This window comes from Streptomyces sp., from assembly GCF_031181555.1.
Taxonomy (GTDB): Bacteria; Actinomycetota; Actinomycetes; order Streptomycetales; family Streptomycetaceae; genus Streptomyces; species Streptomyces fimbriatus.
This window is the reverse complement of record NZ_JAPSKQ010000101.1, coordinates 22150-24525: the sequence shown is the minus strand read 5'-3', so window position 1 is coordinate 24525 and position 2376 is coordinate 22150. Positions and strand designations below refer to the sequence as shown.

Here is a 2376-nt window from a genome sequence, read left to right as displayed (position 1 = left end):
AACCGAATTCGAGAGGACAACGCGTCATGAACGGACGTACCTTCCACACCGGCATTCCCGCCGTGGACTTCCTGGTCACCTTCATGCGGGCCCGCGTGGAGCGCGCCCGCTCCGGCGAACTGGACCGGGGCGCCTCCGCGGTGGAGTGGGTCATCATCTCGGCGGTCGTCGTGGCGATCGTCGGTGTGGTGGCCGCGATCATCAACGCCGCGCTGAGCGAGGGCGCGAACAAGGTCGGCGACTGCATCAAGGGCGCGGACGCGGGCAGCACCTGCTGACCGCCCGTACGACTACCACGGGGTCCACGGGGATGCCGGTGCGCGTACGCCGCTGGGTACGCCGACGGGTGGAGGCCGCCTCCGCCCGCGGCGAGTCCGGCATGACCGCGATCGAGTTCGTCCTGCTCACGCCCGTCCTGTTCTTCATGATCTTCGCGACGGTGCAGTTCGCGCTGTACTTCTTCGCCGATCACGTCGCCCAGGCGGCGGCGCAGGCGGGCGCCCGCAAGGCGCGTGCGACGGCCCACGACCAGCCGGGCGGCTGGCGGGGCGAGGCGCGGGACGTGGTGGACAGCTACATCCGCCAACTGGGCCCGCAGTTGGTGCTGGCACCGGACGTGAGGACGGTCCAGCCGGAGCAGGACACGGTGGGCGTGGAGATCACGGCACGCATTCCGACGGTGTTCCCGGGCCTGGACCTGACGGTGCACGCGCAGTCGGTGGGGCCGGTCGAGCGGTTCGTGCAGGAGGGGGAGAACTGAGATGGACCTCTCCGTCTTCGGCGACCGCGGTGGCCGCCGTGGTGGCCTCGACGACCGCGGTCTGTCCACCGTCGAGGTGGTGATCCTCGCCCCGGTGATGATCCTGTTCATCCTGGTGCTGGTGGCGTTCGGGCAGCTGGTGGACGGGCGCGGCGCGCTGGACGGCGCCGCACGGGACGCGGCCCGCGCCGGCTCCATCCAGAAGGACCACGCCACGGCGATGGCCGAGGCGAGGAAGGCGGCGCGGGCCAACCTCGCGGACGTCTGCTCGGGCCCGGTGACCGTCGTGCAGACCAGCCAGGGCTTCGAACCCGACACCCTCTTCACGGTCGAGGTGAGCTGCGAGGTGCGCGGCCTGGCCATGCTGGGCCTGGACGTCCCGACGACCCTGTCCGCCAGCTTCAGTTCACCGCTGGACCCGTACCGGAGGACGGCGTGAGGACACGCGTACGCACCTGGCTGTCGGCTCGCGGAGCCCGGCTGGACGACCGGGGCTCGGGCGCCGGCGCGGTCATCATCTTCGCGCTCGTGTTCCTGTCGCTGTCGGCGTTCGTGATCGACGGCGGCATGTCCATCTCCAAGCGGGAACGCGCGGCCGACATCGCGGAACAGGCGGCCCGTTACGCCGCCCAGGACATCGACCGCGAGGCCCTCTACGACAACGAGGGCGGCCCGGCGCCGATCAACTACGAGAACTGCGACGCCCGGGTGAAGGCCTTCGCCCGCGAGATGGACATGTCCGGGCCGGACGTCGCGGCGACCCACTGCGTGGCGGCGAACGCCGAAGCGGTGGAGGTCGAGGTGCAGTTGACGTACTCGCCGGTGTTCACGGGCATGTTCTACGGCGGCGACGTGACGGTCCGCGGCCAGGCGGTCGCGGAGAACCTGGTGGGCTGAGGCCCGGCCGGTCCTCCGCCGGCACCTGCTCCCGGGCCGTCCCGAAACATCCCTGGGACCTGCACATCGTTCACCGTGACGTCGTACGGAAACCGGGCGGGGACCGGAGGGAGGGCGGGGAACCGCCCCGGAATGCGGTGTGCGGCGACCGGGACCTTCGTCAACCGGCGGGTAGCGTGAAGGAACAGGCCCCTTTCGTGACCGTACTGCCACACTGGTGAATTCGGTGACGCCGGGAAAGCGTGCGGCACCAGCACGCCGGTGGCCGGTTCTCCTCCGGCGTGCTTTGATCGGTGCGCGGCTCGCTGGTGATCAATCCCGGTTCGGTTCATTCCGCTCTGTTTCGTTCCGGGATCCGGGTGAAATCCGCCGCTGCAATCGTTGAATACGAAGGGAAAGACCTGTCATGAACCTCGTCCCCCAGGTCGAAACGGCCGAAATCTCCGACGCGGACCTGGACAACGTGTCCGGCGGCCAGGCGGGCACCGTCGGCCTCGACGCGAGCGTGGCCGTCACCGCGACCGGTGGTGTGGGCCTCTACGCCGAGGCCGGCCCCGTCGGCGTCTCCGCCGGTCTCGGCGGCTCGGTGACGTTCGACGGCGTCTCGGCGGACGGCCAGGCGCGCACCACCATGTACTGATCCGCACCGCGGACGTGCGCTGACAGCGCGTGCACGGGGGCCCCGGACCGCTGCGGCCGGGGCCTTCGGCGTGTCCGGG

The 2376-nt window shown here is 70.6% G+C and carries 5 protein-coding genes; all 5 read left to right on the top strand.

Going from position 1 to position 2376, the window contains the following annotated elements; translation table 11 throughout:
• Positions 1 to 26 precede the first annotated feature (26 nt).
• The 5 genes from RIM90_RS20255 to RIM90_RS20235 all read left to right on the top strand — a co-directional run bounded on the left by RIM90_RS20255 (position 27) and on the right by RIM90_RS20235 (position 2297).
• Positions 27 to 278, top strand: a complete 252-nt coding sequence (locus RIM90_RS20255; RefSeq protein WP_109377512.1) for a hypothetical protein — start codon at positions 27 to 29, stop codon at positions 276 to 278.
• Between the two features lie 32 nt (positions 279 to 310).
• Positions 311 to 760: a pilus assembly protein gene (locus tag RIM90_RS20250; RefSeq protein ID WP_309062148.1), complete on the top strand. Its 450-nt coding sequence runs from the start codon at positions 311 to 313 to the stop codon at positions 758 to 760.
• A 1-nt stretch (position 761) separates the two neighbouring features.
• Entirely contained in the window at positions 762 to 1199 is a 438-nt protein-coding gene (locus RIM90_RS20245) for a TadE/TadG family type IV pilus assembly protein (RefSeq protein ID WP_309062147.1), read from the top strand.
• Positions 1196 to 1657 carry a pilus assembly protein TadG-related protein gene (locus RIM90_RS20240; RefSeq protein WP_309062146.1) on the top strand — a complete coding sequence of 154 codons (462 nt, stop codon included), beginning with the start codon at positions 1196 to 1198 and terminating at the stop codon, positions 1655 to 1657. The genes RIM90_RS20245 and RIM90_RS20240 overlap by 4 nt, the downstream gene beginning before the upstream one ends.
• A 406-nt stretch (positions 1658 to 2063) precedes the next feature.
• The gene (locus RIM90_RS20235; RefSeq protein WP_309062145.1) at positions 2064 to 2297 is read left to right on the top strand and encodes a hypothetical protein; all 234 of its coding nucleotides are present in this window, start codon (positions 2064 to 2066) and stop codon (positions 2295 to 2297) included.
• The last annotated feature ends 79 nt before the right edge of the window (positions 2298 to 2376 follow it).